Source organism: Priestia abyssalis (assembly GCF_002019595.1).
GTDB lineage: Bacteria > Bacillota > Bacilli > Bacillales > Bacillaceae_H > Bacillus_BA > Bacillus_BA abyssalis.
In genome coordinates this window covers 1185382-1209486 of sequence record NZ_KV917369.1, presented here as the reverse complement: position 1 = coordinate 1209486, position 24105 = coordinate 1185382, and the positions used below count along the sequence as shown (strand labels likewise).

General features: G+C 40.8%; 21 protein-coding genes. 7 read left to right on the top strand and 14 right to left on the bottom strand.

From position 1 onward, the window contains the following. The first annotated feature begins 87 nt into the window (after window positions 1-87). From BK575_RS05565 to BK575_RS05555, 3 genes are all read left to right on the top strand, one after another. Entirely contained in the window at window positions 88-1944 is a 1857-nt protein-coding gene (locus tag BK575_RS05565) for a bifunctional homocysteine S-methyltransferase/methylenetetrahydrofolate reductase (RefSeq protein WP_078409274.1), read from the top strand. After that, the gene (gene metH, locus BK575_RS05560) at window positions 1922-5362 is read left to right on the top strand and encodes a methionine synthase (protein ID WP_078409273.1); all 3441 of its coding nucleotides are present in this window, start codon (window positions 1922-1924) and stop codon (window positions 5360-5362) included. Before BK575_RS05565 ends, metH begins: the two co-directional genes overlap by 23 nt. 299 nt (window positions 5363-5661) lie before the next feature. After that, on the top strand, window positions 5662-7089 hold the full coding sequence (locus tag BK575_RS05555) for a carbon starvation CstA family protein (RefSeq protein WP_078409272.1): 1428 nt from the start codon (window positions 5662-5664) through the stop codon (window positions 7087-7089). A 54-nt stretch (window positions 7090-7143) separates the two neighbouring features. Here the strand turns inward: BK575_RS05555 and BK575_RS05550 are convergent, their stop codons facing one another. Beyond that, window positions 7144-8190: an oxidoreductase gene (locus BK575_RS05550; RefSeq protein ID WP_078409271.1), complete on the bottom strand. Its 1047-nt coding sequence runs from the start codon at window positions 8188-8190 to the stop codon at window positions 7144-7146. A gap of 144 nt (window positions 8191-8334) precedes the next feature. Between BK575_RS05550 and BK575_RS05545 the strand changes: the two genes are divergently transcribed. Then, window positions 8335-9099, top strand: coding sequence for a DeoR/GlpR family DNA-binding transcription regulator (locus BK575_RS05545; RefSeq protein WP_078409270.1), 765 nt, complete (start codon window positions 8335-8337; stop codon window positions 9097-9099). Between the two features lie 2 nt (window positions 9100-9101). Next, window positions 9102-9914 carry a Cof-type HAD-IIB family hydrolase gene (locus tag BK575_RS05540; protein ID WP_078409269.1) on the top strand — a complete coding sequence of 271 codons (813 nt, stop codon included), beginning with the start codon at window positions 9102-9104 and terminating at the stop codon, window positions 9912-9914. A 106-nt stretch (window positions 9915-10020) separates the two neighbouring features. On the opposite strand, the gene BK575_RS05535 is transcribed toward BK575_RS05540, so the two are convergent. After that, window positions 10021-10209 carry a hypothetical protein gene (locus BK575_RS05535; RefSeq protein ID WP_078409268.1) on the bottom strand — a complete coding sequence of 63 codons (189 nt, stop codon included), beginning with the start codon at window positions 10207-10209 and terminating at the stop codon, window positions 10021-10023. 141 nt (window positions 10210-10350) lie between these two features. Between BK575_RS05535 and BK575_RS29275 the strand changes: the two genes are divergently transcribed. Continuing rightward, the gene (locus BK575_RS29275) at window positions 10351-10473 is read left to right on the top strand and encodes a hypothetical protein (RefSeq protein ID WP_268877702.1); all 123 of its coding nucleotides are present in this window, start codon (window positions 10351-10353) and stop codon (window positions 10471-10473) included. A gap of 163 nt (window positions 10474-10636) precedes the next feature. Here the strand turns inward: BK575_RS29275 and BK575_RS28335 are convergent, their stop codons facing one another. The 9 genes from BK575_RS28335 to BK575_RS05490 all read right to left on the bottom strand — a co-directional run bounded on the left by BK575_RS28335 (window position 10637) and on the right by BK575_RS05490 (window position 21633). Then, the gene (locus BK575_RS28335) at window positions 10637-10795 is read right to left on the bottom strand and encodes a hypothetical protein (RefSeq protein ID WP_169907560.1); all 159 of its coding nucleotides are present in this window, start codon (window positions 10793-10795) and stop codon (window positions 10637-10639) included. 125 nt (window positions 10796-10920) lie between these two features. Next, window positions 10921-11184 carry a hypothetical protein gene (locus BK575_RS05530; RefSeq protein WP_078409267.1) on the bottom strand — a complete coding sequence of 88 codons (264 nt, stop codon included), beginning with the start codon at window positions 11182-11184 and terminating at the stop codon, window positions 10921-10923. Window positions 11185-11388: 204 nt separating this feature from the next. Then, window positions 11389-11751 carry a cytochrome-c oxidase gene (locus BK575_RS05525; RefSeq protein ID WP_078409266.1) on the bottom strand — a complete coding sequence of 121 codons (363 nt, stop codon included), beginning with the start codon at window positions 11749-11751 and terminating at the stop codon, window positions 11389-11391. A 218-nt stretch (window positions 11752-11969) separates the two neighbouring features. After that, the gene (locus BK575_RS05520) at window positions 11970-13565 is read right to left on the bottom strand and encodes an ABC-F family ATP-binding cassette domain-containing protein (protein WP_078409265.1); all 1596 of its coding nucleotides are present in this window, start codon (window positions 13563-13565) and stop codon (window positions 11970-11972) included. 114 nt (window positions 13566-13679) lie between these two features. Further along, a complete protein-coding gene (locus BK575_RS05515) occupies window positions 13680-15047 on the bottom strand; it encodes a YcdB/YcdC domain-containing protein (protein WP_169907558.1) in 1368 nt (455 codons plus the stop codon). A gap of 162 nt (window positions 15048-15209) precedes the next feature. After that, complete coding sequence (locus tag BK575_RS05510; protein WP_078414660.1) at window positions 15210-16508, bottom strand: NCS2 family permease; 1299 nt, start codon at window positions 16506-16508, stop codon at window positions 15210-15212. Window positions 16509-16978: 470 nt separating this feature from the next. Next, window positions 16979-18304 carry a short-chain fatty acid transporter gene (locus BK575_RS05505; RefSeq protein WP_078409263.1) on the bottom strand — a complete coding sequence of 442 codons (1326 nt, stop codon included), beginning with the start codon at window positions 18302-18304 and terminating at the stop codon, window positions 16979-16981. A gap of 620 nt (window positions 18305-18924) precedes the next feature. Beyond that, window positions 18925-19170 carry a hypothetical protein gene (locus tag BK575_RS05495; protein WP_078409261.1) on the bottom strand — a complete coding sequence of 82 codons (246 nt, stop codon included), beginning with the start codon at window positions 19168-19170 and terminating at the stop codon, window positions 18925-18927. A 546-nt stretch (window positions 19171-19716) separates the two neighbouring features. Next, window positions 19717-21633 carry a bifunctional metallophosphatase/5'-nucleotidase gene (locus tag BK575_RS05490; RefSeq protein WP_078409260.1) on the bottom strand — a complete coding sequence of 639 codons (1917 nt, stop codon included), beginning with the start codon at window positions 21631-21633 and terminating at the stop codon, window positions 19717-19719. Between the two features lie 156 nt (window positions 21634-21789). On the opposite strand from BK575_RS05490, the gene BK575_RS05485 reads away from it, so the two are divergent. Further along, window positions 21790-22155 carry a YueI family protein gene (locus BK575_RS05485; protein ID WP_078409259.1) on the top strand — a complete coding sequence of 122 codons (366 nt, stop codon included), beginning with the start codon at window positions 21790-21792 and terminating at the stop codon, window positions 22153-22155. Between the two features lie 144 nt (window positions 22156-22299). Here the strand turns inward: BK575_RS05485 and BK575_RS05480 are convergent, their stop codons facing one another. From BK575_RS05480 to BK575_RS05470, 3 genes are all read right to left on the bottom strand, one after another. Next, a complete protein-coding gene (locus BK575_RS05480; RefSeq protein WP_204524855.1) occupies window positions 22300-22614 on the bottom strand; it encodes a hypothetical protein in 315 nt (104 codons plus the stop codon). A gap of 330 nt (window positions 22615-22944) precedes the next feature. Further along, complete coding sequence (locus tag BK575_RS05475) at window positions 22945-23139, bottom strand: hypothetical protein (RefSeq protein WP_078409258.1); 195 nt, start codon at window positions 23137-23139, stop codon at window positions 22945-22947. A 14-nt stretch (window positions 23140-23153) separates the two neighbouring features. After that, window positions 23154-24005: an EcsC family protein gene (locus BK575_RS05470; protein ID WP_407984338.1), complete on the bottom strand. Its 852-nt coding sequence runs from the start codon at window positions 24003-24005 to the stop codon at window positions 23154-23156. Window positions 24006-24105: the final 100 nt, after the last annotated feature.

The following is a 24105-nucleotide window of genomic DNA, read 5'->3' as shown; positions in this document are numbered from 1 at the left end:
AGGTCTTCTTCTTAAATAAGAAGGCCTTTTGTGTTTATCATCATTCCCCCTTCCGAAAAGAATGAGTAAGTATAAGGAGGAATAACAATGGGATTATTACAAGACTTGAAGTCTCATATTTTAATTGGGGACGGAGCTATGGGCACACTTTTATATGCTCATGGTGTAGACAGCTGCTTTGAACAGTTGAATGTAACAAAGCGTGATGAAGTCTTTCGTGTTCATGAGGCTTATTTAAAAGCGGGCTCAAATATCATCCAAACGAACACATACGGAGCCAACTACCATAAGCTGGCACGCTATGGCCTAGAAGATGAAGTGAAGACTTTTAATATAGCTGCTGCAAAAATCGCGAAGGAAGCGGCCGAAGGAACGGCCTATGTTGCAGGGACAATCGGCGGAATCCGCGCTTTAACGAAGTCCACCATCACTATAGAAGAAATAAAGCGAAACTTCCGAGAACAGCTGTTTTGGCTTCTTCACGAAGACGTCGATAGCATTTTATTAGAAACATACTATGATCTTGAAGAACTGAAGACCGTTTTGACCATAGCCCGTAAGGAAACAGATAAACCAATCATCGCCCACGTTTCTCTGCATGAAAAAGGCGTCCTGCAAGGCGGCACACATTTAAGTGATGCATTCACCCAACTTGAGGCTCTTGGAGCAGATGTTGTTGGCATCAATTGTCGTCTCGGCCCTTATCATATGATTGAATCGCTGGAAGAAGTTCCTCTTCCAAACCATTCCTTTTTATCTGCTTACCCGAATGCAAGTTTGCCGGATTATGTAGATGGAAGACTTGTTTATGAAACAGACAGCAAGTATTTTCAGGAAACAGCCCTTGCTTTCCATGAACAAGGAGTTCGGTTGATCGGCGGTTGCTGCGGCACCACTCCCGCTCATATCGAAGCCATCTCTTCTGCGTTAAAGAATCAAGAGCCCGTTACCGTAAAGCAAACAAAAGAACGTCCTGTTGTCCAAATTCAAGAATCAGTCGAGGAAACGCTGCCGCATATTCATGATATCGTTCAAGAGCGCCGTTCCGTCATTGTTGAGCTTGATCCTCCAAAACAATTTGGAATTGAGAAATTTATGACCGGAGCTAAAGCATTACATGATATCGGGGTCGATGCCGTTACGCTTGCTGACAACTCACTCGCCTCACCAAGAATCAGCAACTTGGCGATGGCATCTCTTTTACAGCATAAAACGGACGTGCGACCGCTTGTGCATATTACGTGCCGTGATCGCAATTTAATCGGCTTGCAGTCTCACTTAATGGGGCTTCATACATTAGGAATCAATCAAATTCTTGCAGTCACAGGAGATCCCTCTAAAATTGGTGATTTCCCTGGCGCCACTTCTGTTTATGATTTATCTTCATTTGATTTGATCAGTCTGATTGCCCAATTTAATGAAGGCCTTTCTTACTCCGGTAAACCACTCGGCCAAAAAACGAATTTTTCAATTGCCGGCGCCTTTAATCCAAATGTAAGACATCTTGATAAAGCGGTACTGAGATTAGAGAAAAAAATTGCTTGCGGTGCTCATTACTTTATTTCTCAGCCTGTTTACTCCGTCTCGCAAATCGAAGATATTCATGAAGCAACAAAACATTTGCAAGCTCCCGTTTATATTGGGATTATGCCGCTGACAAGCGCACGTAATGCTCGTTTTCTTCATCATGAAGTACCTGGGATTAAGTTGTCCGATGATATTTTGGCACGCATGGATGCAACAGAAAACGATAATGAAAAGGGTGCGCGTGAAGGCATCGCTATCGCCAAACATCTTATTGATGCGGCTTATGATTTATTTAATGGCATTTACTTAATTACGCCGTTTATGCGCTATGAAATGACGGTTGAACTGACAAAATATATTCATGACAAAGAACGTATCAGAAAGGAAGATCATCATGAATCAATCCTCCATTCGTAATCAATTAAAAGAAAGAATTCTCGTCCTGGACGGTGCAATGGGAACAATGATTCAAGCTGCCAACTTAACAGCCGATGATTTCGGCGGCGAGCTGTATGAAGGATGTAACGAATACTTATCCCTTACCGCTCCTGATGTCATCCGCTCCATCCACGAAGAGTATTTAAAAGCAGGAGCAGACATTGTTGAAACAAATACCTTCGGCGCCACATCCGTTGTATTGGACGAGTATGATATAAGCCACCTCGCCTACGAGTTAAACGTCGTGTCAGCCAAGCTAGCAAAAGAAGCCTGCGACAAATATTCTACACCCGAAAAGCCGCGCTATGTGGCAGGGTCAATGGGACCGACGACGAAAACATTGTCCGTTACAGGAGGTATCACCTTCCAGGAGCTTATCGAGTCTTACGAAGAACAAACCCGTGGATTGATTGACGGCGGGGCTGACCTCCTGCTGGTGGAAACGTGTCAAGATCTACTGAACGTCAAAGCAGCATTCTTAGGGATCTCCCAAGCGTTTGAAAAAGCAAACAAAAAGCTGCCGATCATGATTTCCGGAACCATTGAACCGATGGGAACAACGCTTGCCGGCCAGGATATTGAAGCATTCTACCTTTCCCTTGAGCATATGGAGCCTCTTTCTGTCGGCTTAAACTGTGCGACAGGCCCTGAGTTTATGACCGATCATATTCGTTCACTTTCTGCCCTTTCGACGACAGCAGTAAGCTGTTACCCAAATGCAGGATTACCGGACGAAGAAGGAAATTACCATGAATCTCCTGAGCTTTTAGCGAAGAAAATCGTTGGTTTTGCTGAAAAGGGCTGGCTGAACATTGTCGGGGGATGCTGCGGTACGACACCTGACCATATCGCGGCATTAGCGGATGCTGTAAAAGATGTCAAGCCTAGGGGCATTCCAACGGACTCTCACCCTCATGCTGTTTCGGGTATTGAGCCTCTTATTTATGACGATTCGATGCGCCCGCTTTTTGTCGGTGAACGTACGAATGTTATCGGCTCACGTAAATTTAAGCGTCTTATTGCAGAGGGTAAAATTGAAGAAGCGGCTGAAGTTGCCCGTGCTCAAGTGAAAAACGGTGCTCACGTTATCGATATTTGCTTGGCCGACCCGGATCGTGAAGAAATTGAAGATATGGAGATTTTCATTAAAGAAGTTGTGAAGAAGGTAAAAGCTCCTTTAGTAATCGATTCAACCGATGAAGCGGTTATTGAACGTGCCCTCAGCTATTCGCAGGGGAAAGCCATTATCAACTCCATCAATCTTGAAGACGGCGAAGAGCGATTTGAAGCCGTTTTACCGCTTGTTAAAAAATTTGGAGCAGCTCTCGTCGTCGGGACAATCGACGAAATAGGAATGGCTGTAACGGCTGAGCGTAAGCTTGAAATTGCCAAACGCTCCCACGATTTACTTGTGAATAAATACGGCTTCAATCCAAAAGACATCATTTTCGATCCGCTTGTCTTCCCTGTCGGAACAGGTGATGAACAATATATTGGATCCGCCGAAGAAACGATTAAAGGAATTGCGCTTATTAAAAAAGCATTACCTGACTGTTTAACGATTCTCGGTGTAAGCAACGTTTCATTTGGTCTTCCGCCTGTCGGACGTGAAGTATTAAACGCCGTCTATTTATATCACTGTACACAAGCAGGACTCGATTATGCGATTGTCAACACGGAAAAGCTGGAGCGCTATGCTTCCATTCCAGAAGAAGAAATCAAGCTTGCCGATGACCTCCTTTTCCGTACAAATGATGAGACATTGGCGACATTCACAGACTTCTACCGCGATAAAAAGAAGACAGTCAAAGTCCAAGCAAGTAATTTAACGCTGGAAGAACGACTGGCAAACTACGTCGTTGAAGGAACGAAGGAAGGCCTGCTTCCGGATTTGGAAAAGGCTCTCGCAAAATATCCAAACCCTCTCGACATCATCAATGGACCGCTTATGGAGGGAATGGCCGAGGTAGGACGATTGTTCAACGACAACCAGCTTATTGTTGCCGAGGTACTGCAGAGCGCAGAGGTCATGAAAGCATCTGTTGCCTTTTTAGAGCCGCATATGGAAAAGAAAGACGACAGCGGAAAAGGAAAAGTATTGCTTGCTACAGTAAAAGGCGATGTACATGACATCGGTAAAAACTTAGTAGATATTATTTTAAGCAATAACGGCTTTAAAGTGGTCGACTTAGGGATTAAAGTCGCACCTCAAGAATTAATTGCCGCTGTTAGAAAAGAAAAGCCGGATATCGTCGGCTTATCGGGATTGCTCGTCAAATCGGCTCAGCAGATGGTATTAACCGCACAAGATATGAAACAAGCCGACATTGACGTTCCGATTTTAGTCGGTGGCGCCGCCCTATCGCGCAAGTTTACCGATAACAAAATTGCCGCAGAATATGAAGGTCCAGTCTTTTATGCGAAAGATGCCATGGACGGCTTATCATTAGCGAACCAATTGCAAGACAAAGAAGCGAGTAAACAGTTACTGGCAACCTTGAAGGAAAAACAGGAAATTTCTGCAGCCGCTCCTGAAAGAGAGGTAGCACAATCTGCGGTGGCCACCCTCACTCGCTCAACTGTGTCAACATCAGCACCTGTTTTTGTACCGGCCGATACAAAGCCGCATATTATTCGTCAATACGATGTCGCGCATATTGAGCCGTACATTAACTGGCAAATGCTGTTGGGCCATCATTTAGGCGTCAAAGGAAAAATTTCGCGTCTATTGAAAGAAAAAGATGAACGAACGTTAAAAGTGAAAGAAGTAGTCGATGAGCTGTTGCAGCTGGCGAAAAGAGACCGTTTAATCCAGCCTGCCGCTTTATACCAGTTCTTCCCGGTACAATCCGATGGAAATGATCTTATCATTTATCATCCGGATCAGCCGCAAACTGTTCTGGAGACGTTCAACTTCCCGCGTCAGGCGAAAGAACCATTCTTATGCTTGTCAGACTATGTGAAATCGGTCGATTCAAATGAAATGGATTACGTGTGCCTGTTTTCTGTAACAGCTGGAAAAGGGATCCGTGAACTCGCCCAGAACTTTAAAGAAAAAGGCGATTTCCTAAAAAGCCATGCTCTGCAGGCACTGGCTCTTGAAACGGCAGAAGCATTGGCGGAACGCGTCCATCAGCAAATTCGCGATCAATGGGGATTCCCGGATTCCCCGGATTTCACGATGGAGCAGCGCCTGACGGCCAAATACCAGGGCCAGCGCTATTCATTCGGTTATCCGGCATGCCCGAACTTAGAAGACCAGGAAAAATTGTTTAAGCTCATCCAGCCGGAAAAAATCGGAATTCAGTTAACGGACGGCTTTATGATGGAACCTGAAGCATCTGTTTCCGCTATCGTATTTGCCCATCCGGAAGCGCGCTATTTTAATGTTTTATAGTAGAGGACTTCTTTAAAAAGAAGTAAGCTGCTTCTGTCAAACCGTCATATGAATCTCTCAATGATTCATATGACGGTTTTTATTATTTTAAGAAGATACTTCTTTCTGTACCGAAATAATCATCCCCTCTTTCCTCCCCCATCCCAGCGATTTCTTACCTTTGAAAATGTAAGCGCTTCTAAATTGTTAGAAATTTTAATTTTTTCAGAAAAATATATTGCGGTATTTGTCGGACTTTGTTAATATATGTATATATTTTCAGAAAATTTAAATTAGTGGTACAGAAGGAGGTTTCAAACATGCTTACTTTTCTCGCGTCAATCGCACTTTTAATCTTAGGCTATATGTTTTACGGACGGGTGGTTGACCGAATTTTTGGCATGGATCCCAATAACGAAACACCTGCCTATACAAAAACGGACGGCCTTGATTATATGCCGATGCCATGGTGGAAAGGCTGGCTCATCCAATTATTGAATATTGCGGGACTAGGCCCGATCTATGGTGCGATAACGGGTGCTTTATATGGACCGGTCGCCTTTATTTGGATTGTGGTAGGATGTATTTTTGCCGGAGCGGTCCATGACTATTTTTCCGGTATGATGTCCCTTCGTCACGGCGGCGCACAATATCCGGCTCTTGTAGGACGTTATTTAGGAAAAAACGTAAAAATCATCACAAACGTCGTATCTCTCGTTTTAATGATTTTAGTAGCCGCTGCGTTCACAGCAGGGCCAGCACAATTGATTTCACAGTTAACTCCACTATCTTTTAGTACAGTACTCGTTCTTATTTTTGTTTATTTCTTGTTAGCGACCGTTTTACCGGTTAATAAAGTAATCGGTAAAATTTATCCGCTGTTCGGTGCCATTTTGATTTTTATGGCAGTTGCCATCGCAGGAGCCCTTTTATTCTCAGGCAAACCAATTCCAAATGTCACTTTGGAAAACCTTCATCCGGGCGAACTGCCAATCTGGCCTTTATTGATGGTTACAATCTCATGTGGAGCCATTTCCGGCTTCCATTGTACACAAAGTCCGATTATTGCCAGAACACTTAAAAATGAGCGTGAAGGCCGCAAGGTGTTTTATGGAGCTATGATTGGAGAAGGTATCATCGCGTTGATTTGGGCAGCTGCGGGTATGACATTCTTCGGCGGTACGACAGGGCTGCAAGAAGCCATCGCAGCAGGTGGTCCAGGAGGAGCTGTCAATGAAATTTCAACTTCCCTTCTTGGTCAATTAGGTGGAATTTTAGCCATCTTAGGGGTTATCATCTTACCTATTACAACAGGTGATACGGCTCTTCGTTCATCGCGCATGATTTTGGCAGAATTAGTTGGAGCTAAAGGTGAGAACGCCGGCCTGAAGCAAGCATTTCTTTATTCAATACCAGTCACGATTCCAGCTTTTTATTTATCAACGATTGATTATTCATTCTTATGGCGTTATGTGGGCTGGTCTAACCAGCTTGTTGCAACAGTGACATTATGGACAGCTACTGTCTACTGTTTACGTCACGGCAAATTCCATTGGATTTGCGGAATCCCAGCCCTATTTATGACAGGCGTTGTGAGTACTTATATTTTCTATGCTCCTGAAGGATTTAAGTTAAGTTACCAAACGTCGATGATGATCGGAACGGTGATTACGTTAGCCGTAACAACTTGGTACGCTTATCAAATTCGACGCCACCACCAAAAAATAGAGACAGAAGTGGCAGCTTAAGTAATGTGTGTGATCTGCAAAAAGAGGAGAGCCCCCGCTCTCCTCTTTTTGCGTCTATTCAAATGAAATGGTTCGTTTTTCGCGTGCACTTTGTTCCGCTAATTCAATGATTCTGATAACGGTGGCACCCTGTTCCGGTTTCACTTCCAGCTCTTTTCCTTCTGTTACGGCTTCATATACATTTTGGTAAAAATCTTGGTAACTTCCAGGCAGCGTCTCAATTTTGCCATGATAATGCAAACCGTTGATCGTCGCATTCAAGGTTCCCCAACATCCCTCGTCTTCTATCCCGTACCCGCTGTCTGTTGGCATGCTTCCTTGGCGAAGTGCATTTTCCTGCGGATCCAAGTCATATTTAACAAAAGACCCTTCTGTACCATGAAGAGTGAAACGAGGGCCAAGCTCCCTGACAAGCATACCCGCTTTTAACGTTACGCTTACCTCTGGATAATGAAGGCGCACATCAAAAGCATCTACGGATTTCCCGCCTTTCCGCTGAATGCTTGTATGAGCGGTGACCGCATCAGGTGTACCGAATAACACGAGTGATTGATCAATTAAGTGGGAACCGAGATCATACAAAATGCCTGAACCCGGACGGTCTTCTTCCCTCCATGCATTTTCCTTAAAATAATTGCGAAACCGGTCAAAATGAGATTCAAATTCAACAATATCCCCAAGCAAACCCTGTTCGATAATCTTTTTGACTGTTTTAAAATCACCATCCCAGCGGCGATTATGATAAACAAAGAGCTTGACACCATATTCACCGGCTAATTCTGTCAGCTCCATGGCTTCCTTAGATGTCACCGTGAACGGCTTTTCAATAACGACATGTTTCCGTTTCAAGATGGCATCCTTCACCATTGAAAAATGGAATTCATTTGGAGTCGTAATGATGACAACATCTATCTCTTCATCTGCCAGCAATTCTTCGTAGGAGGCCACAACTTCTACATACGGATAGTGTTCCTTTGATTTTGCACTTCTTCTTTCTACAACCTTCTTTAAATTCATATGGGAATGCGTATGTACAAACGGAGCGTGGAATACTTGTCCCGATAAGCCGTATCCGACAAGCCCGACTTGCAATGTTTTCATTCTGCTTCTCTCCTTTTATGTATTTTCTTATATTTTAAGCGTTTATAATGTTTTTGTAAATTTATACGTAAAAATCGATTAAGAAATTGCATATTAACTTAATATCACTTAAAATATACTTACAGATGATATTGAGGTGCTGCCATGTATCAAGAAGAACGATTGATAGAGATTTTACAACATTTAAAAAAACATAAACGAATCAGCATTGAAGATATTTGCGAGCAATTTGAAGTTTCCCGGGATACGGCACGAAGGGATCTTGTAAAGCTGGATGAACAAGGAGCTATCGTTCGAACAAGGGGAGGCGCTATTTTACCGGCCCTTTCTAAAGAAGTTTCCAGCTATGAGCAGCGGTTGAAACACGTTCCCGAGGCAAAAAAAGAAATTGCCAAACGGGCTGTTTCCCTTATAAAAGATTACGAGTATCTTATTTTGGATGCATCTACTACCGTTGAATTCATTGCTGACTATTTGCAAACGAAACAAAATTCGATTGTAACAAATTCCATCCAAATTGCGAGTACATTGTCAAAAAAAGAAGTGGCTTCCATTCATTTATTAGGAGGACAGCTCCACCATTCCCAGCAGTATATATACGGAGCGGCTGCCATTGAGATGCTTCGCAACTACCATGTAGATAAGCTTTTTTTAGGTGCATGCGGAATTACTCAAAGCGGACTGTCAACTCCTTATGAAGAGGAAGGACTGCTTGTGAAAGAAATGATTAAGCGGGCTAATCAAGTCATTGTCCTGGCCGATCAATCGAAGTTCGGAAAGCAAATGTTTTACAATGTATGTCCTTTAGAAGACATTGATATTATTGTGACTTATTGTTCTCCTGATGATTCATTTCAAAGTATTGTTGACCAATATGAGATTGAGCTTTTAACAACGAGAGGAGTTTAAAAATGATTAAATTATTAGTCAGTGATTTAGATGGAACGTTAATTGATAAAAAAAATCAAGTGGCGCCCCATGATATAGAAGCATTAAAACAATTGCGGAAGCATAATGTAGACATTTGTCTCGCTTCAGGCAGAATGGACAATGAAATTATGGAAGTGGCGAAAGCCGTTGGAGATCAATTCCACCGTGTAAGCCAAAACGGAGCATTTGTGCTGACCAATGATCATATTTCCCTTCACTCTTGCACTTTTGAACACGAACTTGCTAAAAAACTGTATGAATCAGCTTGCTCAGATCGTTACATTACCATCGTTTGCTCTGATAACATCAACTTTGTCGCACAAAAGAATGAGATTATTCAGCAAATTGAAGAGCGCTTTTTCTTTCCAATTGAAGAGCAAGGCAATATGTTAACCGAAATCGGCCAGTCACTTACCCCTTCTAAAATTACCGTATTAGGCCATCATGAGGAAGTATTGGAAATGCAGCAAGCCATTCAGGATGTTTTTCACGAAGATGTAGATACGTTCATTTCTGAAAAGGGCTGCCTGGACATTATGCCGAAAAACATCAGTAAAGGAAATGCCCTTTTAGTCTTGTTAAAACACTTGCAGCTTAACCCCGAAGAAATTGCCTGTGTAGGAGATTCCTTTAATGATATCCCTATGTTCAAACTAACACCGAACAGCTTTGCTATTTCCCATGCGCATGAAGATGTGAAAAAAGAAGCGGCTTATGTCGTTGATACGGTAAGCGAAGTCGTAAAGGTGATTCTTGAGAAAAATGCCTGTGAACAAAATGTGACTCACTCATAAGAAAAGCACAAGCAGCTCATATAGGCAATGGAGCTAGACATGAATGTCGAAAACTTTAAACTTTCTTACTAAAAAGGCAAAGGGCCAAATTAGCCCTTTGCCTTTTTTATGAGGTGAAGTCATCATAGTCATAACGAAACCCGTCAGTCTGAACAGGATACTTCATACCTGTCTCTTGCTTCAACTTCTTTAGTACACCCTCATACTGATAAATTTCCTCATAATCGGTGCTATTGGCGGCAGCTGTTTTCAGCGCTTGCTCAATAATGGCGTAATCGTGTTCATTTAACGTCATTTTCACCATTCCTCCTGTTTTTGTTAGTTTACACGAAAAAGCAAACAATATAAACTCTATTAAATTTGCTCTTATGAATGAATAAAAACATTTATGGAGGTATAAACTACATTCGTTGTCAGAAGAAAGGAGGAATGAACCATGGCAAAAAAAGGACGTCAAAACAAAGTAAGTCAAGAAACAGCCAATCCAAACCTAGCAGCGGATACGGAATTCAGTAAAGAAATGGACGTAAAATCAGCTAAACAAGCAAAGAAAAGATAATGCTGCATATGTACATAACATTTGGCTAACAGAGTTCGTTGAAAGAGAGAAACTTTCTTATTAGCCCAAAAAAAGAGGCGAAGTCCAAAGCATTTTTGGACTTCGCCTCTTACTACAAGTGAATATATATGCCGCGTCTCAAAACTTCTAGAACTACTTTCTTTTACTCCAATTCATCAAACTCTGTTTGTTTCTCTTCCTCTTGATGCCGTGATTTACGTTTGATAAAAATGGATATGAGTGATAAGACGATCATAAGCATTAAAAAGAAAAATACGCCTGAAACCAACCATAAAATAACTGTTTCAAACGAGATGTTCATGAAGCGTCACCACTTTTCTCTTTTCTTTCAATATATGGAGAAAAGAACGCCTTCATGATTATTACATCATGGTTTCCTTAGCCAGTAAACATTTTGCCTTTAAACTGCCTTTTCAATATGATTTGTTATACAACCGAACCGTTTTTCCTTTGCTGTGAATCCATCTCATTATAGGCCATTTTCATCTTACTTATCGTTGCTTTTAATGAGGTTGGAGGGTCAATGTCAGCACCAAGGTTTAAATTGGTTAAATCTACAACTGAACGAGCAAGTAATTCAGTGACATTTCGCAATTGCCATTCATCATAATGAGTACCGTCCTGCAAACCGCTTTGAATAATGTTATGTGCCAATTCACGGATACGTTTTAATTGTTCTTGTTCGTTCATATTCTCCATCCTCCTTTAAAATTAACATTACTTTATTATTCGAGGATACTTTCTGTTTTCCCTTTTTATAAATGATTAATTTTGACGACAATTTCCCCCAAAACAACCCTGTATTTTGTCCATATATTAAATAAAACGCCGGCAAAAGCTGATGGAAATCCAACTAGCTGTTCGCGGCGTTTTTTATCACTTTCGTGCATTCTTTTATTTAACGTTTTTTAACACATTATAAACGAAAAATAACACAGCAATGACTGTAATCGTTCCTCCAATTGCCGTAAACGCGACTAGTTGTTCATATCCCAGCACCACAAATGCAAGAGCAATCATCATGATAGGCAATCCGATATTATGAAGCCAAAAATGAATTTTTGCCGCTTTAGTAGCAGCTGCTTGCGGAAAAACATGATAAATGATCCCAGCTAGTGTTAAGGCCGTCCACCCTAGTAAATTAATATGGACATGAACAGGTGTGAGCGTGTAAGTATGGGCAATGGACATGTAAAAACCTAGTAACGCCCCAATCGCAAAATACACAGCGGAGACTTTAATAAGCCGAACTCCCATCGTTCCCCCCCTTTTTATATACCATACTCTATTCATACTTTCTTCCTTAATCCGTTAGAATCAAAATCCCCTCTTTTTTTCATAAAAATACTACATAAAGGATAAAGGATCTAGGTCTTGCTGCTTCCTAATTCAGGATAAAGCGACCCTCTTCAGTTGCTGCACTCAATAAAAAAGAAGCAATCCAAGTTGAAGTGACAACTTGGATTGCTTCTTTTTTATTTATTGATTAATTCAAGATACTCATCATACGTTACTTGCTTATCAAACATTGTGCCATCCGGCTTAATTTCAATAATGCGGTTGGCGATCGTTTGAATAAATTGATGGTCATGGGAAGTGAATAATAACGAACCTTTGAAGTTCGTTAAGCCATCATTTAACGATGTAATGGATTCAAGATCTAAATGGTTCGTTGGCTCGTCTAATAAAAGAACGTTTGAACCGCTCAGCATCATTTTGGATAACATGCAGCGAACCTTTTCTCCTCCGGAAAGAACACTTGCTTTTTTCTTTACTTCTTCTCCAGAGAATAACATTCTGCCCAAGAATCCGCGTAAAAAGCTCTCGCTGTCATCTTTCGGAGAATATTGACGCAGCCAATCAACTAACGTTAAATCGCAGCCCTCAAAGTATTCAGAGTTGTCTTTCGGGAAATAGGCTTGAGATGTTGTCACACCCCATTTGAACGTACCGCTGTCGGCTTCCATTTCTCCCGTTAAAATTTTAAATAACGTCGTGTACGCCACTTCATTTGACCCTACAAACGCAATTTTATCATCCTTATTCATGATAAAGCTTACGTTATCTAATACCTTTTCACCATCAATCGTTTTAGTCAATCCTTCGACACGCAGCAAATCGTTTCCGATTTCACGGTCCGGTGCAAAATGAACAAATGGATAGCGGCGAGAGGACGGTTTAATATCGTCCAGTGTAATTTTATCTAACATCTTTTTACGTGATGTTGCCTGACGAGACTTAGAAGCATTCGCACTAAAGCGCGCAATGAAGTTTTGCAGCTCTTTAATTTTTTCTTCTTTCTTTTTGTTCGCATCCGATGCCATTCTTTGAGCCAATTGGCTTGATTCATACCAGAAATCATAGTTTCCTACGTAAATTTGAATACGGCTGAAATCAAGATCAGCAATGTGCGTACATACTTTGTTCAAGAAGTGACGATCATGGGACACAACAATAACTGTGTTTTCAAAGTTAATCAAAAACTCTTCCAGCCATTGAATCGCTTTAATGTCCAAGTGGTTCGTCGGCTCATCCAGTAATAAAACATCCGGTTTACCGAATAACGCTTGTGCCAATAGTACTTTAACCTTTTCCCCACCCGTTAAGTCAGCCATCTTTTTCGTATGGAGATCTTCTTGAATACCAAGACCTTTCAACAGAATCGCTGCTTCTGATTCTGCTTCCCAACCGTTCAACTCGGCGAATTCGCCTTCCAGCTCAGCAGCGCGCATTCCATCTTCATCTGAAAAATCTTCCTTCATATAAATTGCATCTTTTTCTTGCATCACTTCATACAGGCGAGCATGGCCCATAATGACCACTTTTAATACTTCATGTTCTTCATATTCAAAGTGATTTTGTTTTAATACTGCCATACGCTCTCCAGGACCCATGAATACATCGCCTGTTTGCGCCTCAATTTCACCTGATAGAATTTTTAAAAAAGTGGATTTGCCTGCACCGTTCGCTCCAATTAATCCGTAGCAGTTGCCCGGTGTAAATTTAATGTTTACATCTTCAAATAACTTTCGGTCACCGTAACGTAAACTAACATTGTTAACTGTAATCATAAATGGCTATTACTCCTTTATTCGTTATTGCACATAACTTTTATTATACCATAACATGATGGACTTTGAGAAAGAAACCTTTGAATGTAGGATAAAACATTATTGAGCATGTATTTAATGCTCGATTTCCCCTGTCATTGCATCAATCCCATAAATATCACCTTTTGAAAAAGCAGGCTGATAGACAAGACAATATCCATCATCTTCTCTCTTATGCCATTTTAACTTCACATCGATGTCACGCAAATAAATATCGAGTGCTTCCTGCTCCGATATAACAGGCTGAGGTGAAAAGTTTTCCGCCGCTTCTATAATTTTGTATGGGAAGGAAGCGTAATGTTCAATCAGCCCCGTCGTTCGATTGACATTGACCATCACCATCTCTAAATTCAAACGAATGCCATTTACATACGCACTAAAATGAAAGAAGGCTTTTTCCTCTTTTTCCTCTTGCTCATCATCTTCTTTTTTCCACACTCTCATGTATCGTTCATAATTCGGAAAAGCAGCCGATAAAAATTGGAGCGCCCGCTCGAAACATTCCTCGTCTGTCAGATCGTATGCACCCGTTGATGTTCGTCCGCTGAAGAACTGGAGAAGCTGTCCTGAAGATTGGTCATATGTACAAATAGCACCATTTTTTAAATAGTGAAGTTTGGAAAAACGACTTTCAAAATAAGCTTTATACGAACCTTCTTTTTCCTGAGGCACTACCCAGCCTTTCGGCAGGTAGCCGATTGTCAGTTCACCGTCTTCTTCCTTTAAAACGGTCTTATCGTATTGGTCTTCCTGCAGCTGCAAAAACGTTTCCAGTTCTCCCCTTGCTTCCACCCGTTCTATTGGAGAAGAAGGCGGTAGTTCATAATGGGACTCGTCATGCAAGTTTTCACCGGTTTCCGCTACAATAAACGCAGTCGATGGGTTCGGATCATACATCAGTCGGCACCCTTGTTCATCATGAGTATAAACAAAGTCCATTTTTTGCTCATGCTTTACCTTATTTAGCACTTGTTCTTTCGGAACGATGTGTGCCGGCATGACAGGTTCGTCTATTAACTCATAATAACTGAAGCTCTCCATCTGCCCGTCTTCAAAGAAAAAATAGCACCCAGTAAATGGAATCATCACACCCCCTGAATGCTGGCAATACGATACTTCCTCCCTTCCTGCCGCATGAGGCTCGACTATTTTCATTAACGATTTGGACAAAAGCGAAGGAGCCGCCTGTTTGATGAATTGCTGCATACATTCATCCATGTCCACACCAGCGTTACTGTCATCTCTATAGTCCGTTGCAAAATGGTTTACCTCTCCCGTATCTTCATTAAATGTAAAAGAAATGGTTTCATCTGCATTTTGTTCATTCTCCCACAGGAGATGAACAAATTTTCTCTCTTCATTCTCTGAAAGCTCTTGAACGACTAACTTGTAATGGTCAGGAATGACTGTTATCCTGTTCGCCTTTTCAATCCATTTATCCATTATTCCCCATCCCTTTTTGTTTTCTATCTTACTCATACGAAAACGCCGGGTAAAAGTTTCAGCATATTTTTGATTTCACCTTTTTCTATCCGCCCTCCCTGAATGAACACGTACTGAATAAACCATGTAAAAAAACCTCCTGTCATGTGACAGGAGGCTCTATCAGCTTATATAATGCAACACAAAGTTTAAAAAGAACAAAAACGCTACAACATACATGAATGCCGAAACTTCGCGCATTTTGCCCAATGCCGCTTTCAAGATCGGATAGGCAATAAAACCGAAGGCAATACCATCAGCTATACTGTATGTGAGCGGAATAAGCGCAATAATTAAAAAGGCAGGAAAACCTTCCGTTAAGTCTTGCAAGTTGATGTGTTTAATGTTTTGAATCATTAAACCGCCAATGACGATTAAAATCGGTGCAATCGCACTGTCAGGAACCATCTTAATGACAGGTATGAAAAACAACGATGTTAAAAATAACAAGCCCGTCACAAATGACGTCATACCTGTACGTCCGCCTGACGCAATACCCGCTGCACTTTCAACAGACGAGACAGTAGGACTTGTGCCAAAGATACCGCTTGTCACAACCGAAATAGCATTGGCTTGAAACGCACGTTGAAATTTCTCATCATGTCCCGTCATGCCCAAATGACCGTGAATTAATCCGATATTCTCAAAAACGATGACCATCGTTAATGAAAAAACGGCCGCCCAAAAAGTCATAGAGGCAATGGATGAAAATGAGAAAGCTCCAACGGCCTCGAAGAATACTTGCAAGCCTGCATCTGACGCGACTGGTTCTATTGGCTTCACTTGCCCTAATACAAAAGCAATCAATGTCCCCGCCGCCATACTTAACAAGAAGTTTCCGCGAACATTTCGAATAAACAACACAATGGTGATCACTAGAGTGATTAACGTGCTAATGACATGCAGGTCGCTTAAATTTCCAAGTGCCACAAACGTCGTCTCACTTGATTGAACGATACCGCCTTTTTGCAGTCCAATAAAAGTGAGAAAAAGTCCTACCCCCACCGTAATTGCTTCCTTCAGCGATTGTGGAATCGACTTCATCAGCAGAACGGATAAACGGGAAAATGCCAGCACGGTAAATAAAGCCCCTGAGATAAACACCACTCCGAGTGCTTCTTGCCACGCCAACCCCATTGACTGTACCATCGTATATGTGAACAACGCATTGATTCCCATACCAGGCACTAATATGATCGGGGCATTTGCCCAAAACGCCATGATTAAGCATCCTAACAATGACGTGATAACCGTCGTGAAGATCCCTGCTTCTAATGGGATTCCAGCATCAGCCAAAATCGCCGCATTAATGGCGATAATGTACACCACGGATAAAAAAGCCACCACTCCAGCCATGCTCTCTTTTCCAAGAGTCGTGTTGTGTTCATTGATTTTAAATTGTTTGTCGAAGAACGCTTTCAACATCTTATTCCTTCTTTTCCAATATCCCTCTCCCACCCGATGAATCTCAAATAATGAGTCACCGCTGATATTATAACAAATATCAAAAAGGTTTCAAGAGGGGAATATACGCATCTTTGGACTTTTTTTCTTTTTGGAGTTGCTCTAAGTTCAGCTCATTGACATAGAAGAAAACAAACGTATATACCATTCATTTCTATGTTCGTTTTTATCTATGTACTTTCAGGTTTTACTGAAAGCGTTCGAAATATCCACTTTAAACGAATCAACCAAAAATCAACAATTGACTCCGACATATCTAAAAAAGGGGGCTATCTCATAAGTCTCTAATAAATCACAAAAATTTTTTTCACTGAAAGGACCCGTCGTATAATCTCTTGGTGTGGACTATCATGACGGTGCCTTTCAGGATAATGACTCAAAAAATGTGCTTTTTATACCTTTTGAGTCATTATCTTTACTTTGAAACATTAGAAGAAAAAGAAGCCCAAAGAAATAATTGCACCGCTTACCAATAGTGTAATTAAACAAAATCCCATAATGTCTTTCGCCTTCAGTCCCGCAATAGCAAGAGCCGGCAATGCCCAAAATGGCTGAATCATATTCGTCCAGGCATCTCCCCACGCAACAGCCATGGCTGTTTTTGACATGGAAACACCCATATTTTGTGCTGCTTCCAGCATAACAGGCGCTTGTACTGCCCATTGTCCGCCGCCTGAAGGAACAAAAAAGTTCACCAGTCCAGCGCTCCAAAACACAAGCATATGGAACGTTTTTTCCGTGGAAATGGAAACGAATGCTTCAGATAATACGTTCGCTAACCCTGAAGAAACCATAATGCCCATTAAACCTGCGTAAAACGGGAACTGGATGATAATACCGCTTGCCCCTTTTACAGCATTTCCCACCGCTTCTAAAAAGCGCTTTGGCGTTCCATGGAATAAAATCCCCAAAAATAAGAACAAGAAATTGACAATGTCTAAGTTGATTTTTAAGCCATTTTTCATAACATAAAAAGCCAAAAAGAAAAGTCCGAGAAGACCTGTTACAAGAGCTAAAACCCGGCTGTTTTCAAGACGATCTGCCGGTGTCATTTCCGACCTTTCAACTGCTGCGGCCTGAAGTGAATCCGCTTCTTCGAGCAGTGAACGGTCTACAACTACCGTTTGATCTTTAGAAGGCATCATCAGACGATTTAAAATCGGCATTACTACGAAAAGAGCAGCCACAATCACTAGGTTGTACGTCGAAAACAAAGTTTCACTTGTCGGCACAATCCCGATAATATCCTCACTAAAATGACCAGGGGTTGCAATTGTAAGCGGAACGGAACCTGACAAGCCCCCGTGCCAGATAACGAAACCGCTGTAAGCGCTTGCTATTAGAAGACGATAATCTACACCATCCACTTTTTTAGCAAGCTCTTTCGCAAACAATGCACCAATAACAAGTCCGAATCCCCAGTTGATCCAGCTTGCTATGAGAGAAATAATTGAAACCAGAACAATAGCCTGCCCAGGTGACTTCGGTATAGAAGCTAAGCTCCCGAGCGCTTTTTTGAAGAATGGACTGCTTGCCAGCACATGACCTGTTACGAGCACAAGAACCATCTGCATAGAAAACGCGAGCAAGCCCCAAAATCCCCCGCCCCAATATTCCACAACCTGCACAGGTGTACTATCTGTCAAAACAAGAGACAAGCCCCCTACAAAGAAAGTAAGAATGATGACAAATAAAAATGGATCTGGTAAATACTTTTGCATTAATTTGTTGGACAATGAAATGAGTACTTTCAACTCTCTCTCCCCCTGCTCTTGTTGTATAAATTAGTATACTTTCTAAACATTCAAACATTTTATTCTTCCATTTCCCCTTAAAATCCTCCCTTTTTCTACAATTATCATCTGACAGCTTTAGACATTTTTTTAATAAACAGAGGATTGATTATGTATATGAATATAACTGGGATTTTTAAGCCATTCTTTGTATTTTTAACATTCTGTTCTTACATGTTTACATAAGACTATGAGGTTATTTAGATTCATACATATCCATTGAATGAAAGGCATATAAGCAGCAGGCAGCAAATAAAAGAAACGAACAAAGGGCACAAATGGAAAAAATTACCAACTCAACGAAAAGATGATGTTCCCATGAAAGATAAACATTCCATGCCGATCCCCCGAAAATTAACAATAAATAAAGTGAAGTAATCCAAACTTTCATAACATCCCTACCTACTTTTTCTAAATTATACCACATTTTTTACCATTAAATGTTTTGGATTAATGGACAAATTCCGCATACAAGATCAATCTACCGCTCTCTTCTAACATTCGGCTCAAATCATTGGACTTTAACAATTTATTCTCCAAAAAGAAAGGCGATGCGTTTCCTGCGCATCGCTTTTCTTTAGCTAATAATAGGGGTAATAGTATGGCGGATAACCATAATACGGCGGATAGTAATAAGGACGAGCAATTAATGCGCTTCCTAACAATCCTCCCAATACCCCTCCTAAAAATGGGGCTCCATAGCCAAAGCCTCCATAAAATGGCCGGCCAAAGCCTCCGTAAAACGGGCGTCCATAACCGAATCTTCCGGGTCTAAATCTTAGCCTGTATGCTCTTGGATTGTGATTTCGAAGGAATGGATGCTGCATGAAAACTACCTCCCTTCCTAATTATTAATCATCTTACACTGCAACATATGTTAAACGCGGAGTTATGGAGTGGGCATATATCTCCTTATGCGGAAATTTCTATATAATAATCGCAAAAATATATCTTTTTGCTCAAGAAAGAAAATACCGAAGGGAGCAGCGAGAAGAAAGCAAAATAAAAAACGATGGGGTCCCCTTCCCCATCGTTTTTTATTGCTGAACAAGCAATGTGCTGATGTTACAAGTTTGATTATTTTTTATCGTCATCCCTTTGTTTGCCGTTCAAATTCCCCTTTTATAAAACATTCTCCCCTAGATAAACCAAAAACCATATCCTTTTGTTCTCCTCCCCAAGAGTCCAAAAAGAATGTAAATCGTACTGACAATGGATTTAATATGTAAACGAATGCTGAAAGCGCTTACGAATCATCACAAAAAATAATCAAAGGATTTCTTTTTCAATAATCAAATGTAACATCTCATCACAGTCTACCTTTTTATTAAACCTTAAAATCATAAAAATATCAACCTTATCATGAAAATTTATTATTCAAATAACATAATGCGCCCTTCGACCGTTGGAATAACAGGGTCTTTTTTTATATAATCCGCCAAAATTTTACTGAGTGTGTGTCCCGAATTATGGGTAATCTTCCTGCCTTTTAACATCGTATATCCGTCTCCTCCAATAGCTGTAAAGCGATTGACGGCAACGGTATATATCTTATCCGGATTAAGCGGCCTTCCATTAATGTTTATTTCTTTTACACGTTTGCCGGCCGGCTGAAGCGGGTCAAATGTAAACGAAAGCCCTGACACTTGCAAAAATCCCCCGTGTTCCTCTGGATACACGCTTACACTATGTTCCAATACAAGCTTAATGCTTTTCCCTGTTAACGATAATTTAACAAGTGTATCACTAAATGGTAATACGGTTAGCAAATCATCACGTGTCACATTTCCTTTATCCACACTTGAGCGGATTCCTCCCCCGTTTGTAATTGCAATATCTGTTTTTACAGCCTCCCTCATAGCATCTGCAATTAAGTTCCCCAAATTAGTTTCTTTCGTTCTTACATGATCCCGCTCTCCATCTAAATCGAAACTTACTTTCCCCACCACTTCATTTAATAACACATCAGTTTTGGCTTTATACTCCTTAATGACAGCAGCAATTTTTTGATCCTCTGTTTTAGAGTCGTGATTACGATATAAAAATCCATTGATACCAATTAATGTATTATTATGAAAAATCAACTGTGTGCGACCGATTGTTTTCCCATATTCAAAAGCTTGTGCCACATAGGCATATTTAAATTTCTGCGGCCGCTCCATCAACTTATGGCTATGTCCTCCCAAAATTAAATCCACATCTTTTACTTCATTCGCAATCCTCTCATCCATTGCTGAACCTGCATGGGAAAGCAAGACAATATGGTCTGCCTTTCCCCTCAATTCCTTAACCGTTTCTTTTACGGTTTGAATTTCATCCTTGAATAGAAGACCCTCAATTCCTTCAGGGTTGGTTTTGACAGCTGTATCGGCAGCCGTTAAACCGATAAAGGCTATTTGTTTTCCCTGTACTTGCTTGATAATATATGGAAAAAAAATCGTTTTTCCTTCTTTTATCACGTTCGCGCTAATAATGGGAAATCGAGCCTTTGACTTTAATATCTTTAAATGGTTCTGCCCATAATTAAAGTCATGGTTGCCAGGAACCATCGCATCATAATTCATGGCATTCATCACATCCACTACGACTTGCCCTTTGTTTAAAATCGCCAAATTCGTTCCATGGAAAGTGTCGCCTATGTCAAATAGTAAAGTATCGGCATTTGCCCCTCGAACCTCATTGACAACTTTCGATATCTTTGCATACCCTAATTCTCCTTTTCGGGCATTGTACATGATTCGCGCATGTACATCATTTGTATGCAAAATAGGCACTCGTTTAAAATTTTCTTTATAGCGGGCTAACATACCCGTTAATTCTGCGGAAGTAATAGGTTGTTTTGGGTAAATCTTATTTCTCTTTGAAACCGTTAACAACCCTAATCGGAGAGCTTCTGCCAGTTCTTCTTTCGACCAAGTCAAGGTATGTCCATCCTCAAACTCTTTCAATATATTTGTATCAAAGGGCCCTTTTAAGTTTAACGAGCGAATCAAATAGGCATAAGCTTGTTCACGCGTCACTTTTTCATGTGAAGCAAATGTCTCCTCATTGCTCCCTTTTATTATAGTCAAACGGGCAGCTGCCTCCATATAAGGGGAAGAGAAGGCATCCGTACCTTTAAACGTCTCTGCCGCCTCGCTTGGCAAATCAACTTCCATTGCTGTAAGGAGCTGCTTCATAAACTCACCGTGTGTAACGTACTGATTGTCTTCCGCTTCAATTGATGTCCCGCCAAAGCTCCCAGAGAGAAAGAGAATGGCCAAAAAGACCAAACCGTTTTTTTTAAGCATAAAATCCCCTCACATTTCCTTTAAAAGAAAGACCATGTTTTCTCATATCCTTGCCATTGCCATTGGATTATATGTGCTCTTGCTTCATCATGTATAGCTTTTTCTTCTTTCGGGTACATAGATGTAGAGAACATTTTCAATCAGGAGTGACTTGCTGTGAATGATAATATTGAAGAGTATTTAGAACGAGGCATATACGGAGTAAAGGAAACAAAGACGGAAGAACGAACCCGTTTTTTAACAGCCCTGCGTGAGCGTGTTGAGATTGCGTTGAAAAAAGGGCAAGTAATGAGAGAAAAACCTTATCCGGAAGTAACGGGAAAAATGGAAAAGGTTCAAAACGGACATCTATATTTAAATGGGAACCTTGATTACCGCTTTCTATCTAAGTATATAAAAACAGCGAACGATACAAAAGTTCCCTTCACGATTGTGCAAAATCAAGAGGCCGACACCGATATCGGCCTAGTACTGACAGGCAGTCAAGGAAGTGAAGGAAAAGAGATTTTCATTGAGGAATAAATACTTTTATAGATAAATCAATACAGCTGTAACTTTCAAATATTATAAGTTTTTTCTTCACTAAAAATAAGGTTGCCCGCTCTTTTCCAGAACTCATTTAACCAAAACTTCCCGGACAGGCCTGTCCGGGAAGTTTTGGTTAAATTAATCTCGAAGATCTATCTCAACGACGTCAAAGAAGTCAATGACAAGCTTGACCCCATTAGTATCCATAAACGTAAACACATCTTCTTCTTTTGAAATATGAACTACATATCCATCTAGGGATTGTTCACGATTATCGTACACCGTCGTAATGGCTATTTTCTTATTTTGTGTATATGCTTCTTTTAATAGCGTATGGAGATCAAAGTCATCCTCGCCATCCGGTCGCTTAACGAGCAGCATACCGTATGTCGTATGACCTTGCTCATTTTTCCAAATGTAATCCGCAAAATAAAAAGGTGTGCGATTTTCCATCCATAATCCCTCCTCATGCAGGCACATGACATTTTCATAGCCCAGCTGGGTCATCTAGTTTAAATCTATCATGTTTTGGAACAATTATCATCTACTATTCGCAAAATAACCATTATTCATCTCGTTCAACTAAAGAGTAGTTTAGCATATGCCATCTTTTCTTCAAAAAGAACTGCTTCTCCCAGGTACGCAGGTCATCTATGCAGTCCACAATAGAGTTTGACAAGACGCTCCAAAAGCAACAATGCTTTTGAAAATAGCCAATTCAAAAAGACTCACATTAACCTTGTTAATTAACAAATGGGCCAGAAGGAAAGCTGAGCACGATGCTCAGCTTCTCGGTTCATCTAAATAATGGTATATAACTTCTCCACCATGCCCGGCAATCCCACGGAAATGTTTAAAATCTTTTTGATTCACTAATACTTGACGAAAAGGTAAGAATTGATCCTTTGTAATATGAAGCTCTTTCACTTCTTTATCTCGTAATTGTTGCAGCAATTCCATCGCTTTTTGTTCTTCCATCGACATACCCTCCCTTACAAAGTAAGAGATTTCTGCTCATCACTTTGTTCTAAACGCTCTAAAATTCGGCGCTTTCGATACAGCATTATACCAGCTTCTGCAACATCTTGCATCATGGATTTATTCATAAAGGCCCCGATAAACATACCTGCAATCGGGATCAACTGAAATAATTTTTTCCAGCCAAATTGATCGGTATACGTAACCACTACTTCACGCCATCCTTGGAGCTGAGAAACCATTTGTGTTCGACTCTCACTTCCATAATGATTGGACAACTCGTCTAATATAGCCTTCTTTCCTACAATATCCGCAGAAACGAACTGCAAACATTTGACAATAAACACCCGTTCTTCTTTTTGGTTAGGATCATAGCCGTACGCAATGGCAATTTCCTGCAATGTTTTAAGAGACAGGCCGAGAATCATGGGGATATCAATAGCTAACGTAAATATCCCTCCAAAGCCAGTCGTCGCCCCCTGGATAGTCGCTGCTTTCGCCCTGCTTTTCTTCAGTTCTTCACTTACTTGATCCATTTTAGCAAGCGGCAGATCGGCAATATGGGATAAATTCAATTCTGTTTTTCCTTCCAACTCTTCAAACTTTTTCAATATAAGGCGTTCTTGTGTTAAATATTGTCCGCCGGTTTGAATGAAATTTCCAAGTTCATCAAGAAGTAATCCAATTTTGTTTTGAACAAAAGCCGGTGTAATTTTGTCCAATAGCTTGAAAGGAAGACGACCAATCCTCTCCCAAAACCAGAGACTTTTTTGGTCCTTCTCCCACATCTCAATTTCTTTCAAGGCTGCTTGTAAGGTTTCTTTTGACTCCACGTTTGCCACTCCCTCAATTTTGTTATCTTCCATACGAAATGAAGCACTTGTAAGTTTCATTATGTATGATAGAGAGGAGTAAAAAGAATATGGCTATATTCCCTTTTTAAATCATTGAGCTATTTCTCTTTAC